This window comes from Roseibacillus ishigakijimensis (assembly GCF_016595415.1).
Lineage (GTDB): Bacteria > Verrucomicrobiota > Verrucomicrobiia > Verrucomicrobiales > Akkermansiaceae > Roseibacillus > Roseibacillus ishigakijimensis.
Map to the genome: position 1 here is coordinate 1 of NZ_JAENIO010000130.1, position 655 is coordinate 655.

Consider the following 655-nt stretch of genomic DNA (forward strand, 5'->3'; position numbering starts at 1 on the left):
AGCCCGGACCGTTTTATGCCCTTGACAAATCATCAACCATATCAACGTCATAGCTCACCTATCCCTGACCATGGGGCGAGCGTAGACTGTGGGTTGATGATTGAATGGTCATAAATCGTAACTATCGGGGCGGGTCAGGGATTAGGTGCAGCGACTTGTTCTCCGTTTTTATAGAATTGCGTGGCAGCATCTTTCTCTCCAAATCTCTTTCCATGCATCCAGACTCCCATCGTCCAAGAAAACCGCTCCACATCTACAGCTGGATCTATAAATGTCGTATTATTCCTAATCATCTCTTTCTTGTTGAAATCTTGTGCTGCTACTATCTCGTATGTTGGATTAATGTGACCAACGCTCGCTAGACAATACCTTCCTTTACCGCCTAATTCTTTCAAAACAATGGTATCCCATCCCCATCCTGGTTTTACTCCTATTACCTTAGCTTTAAATGGCTGGTTTGGCGTAATCTTCCCATCATGCCATAGTTCCGAGGCATAAACAGCTGAGCACCCTATGGTAACAGAAATTAGAACTATCATTAATCGCTGCATACTTTCGGAGAACAGTGTTTATTAGTATGACGATGCTGCGATAGGAGCAGGACGGTTTTTGGTTCCAGGCGATTTTTTGGCGGGCGTTGGGGGCTTGGTCTTAA

The 655-nt window shown here is 44.9% G+C and carries 1 protein-coding gene; it reads right to left on the reverse strand.

Annotation, left to right across the window (positions count from 1 at the left end):
- Window positions 1-134: 134 nt before the first annotated feature.
- Window positions 135-551 (reverse strand): hypothetical protein, encoded by a 417-nt coding sequence (locus JIN78_RS16885; RefSeq protein WP_200393170.1) that lies wholly within the window; start codon window positions 549-551, stop codon window positions 135-137.
- Window positions 552-655 lie beyond the last annotated feature (104 nt).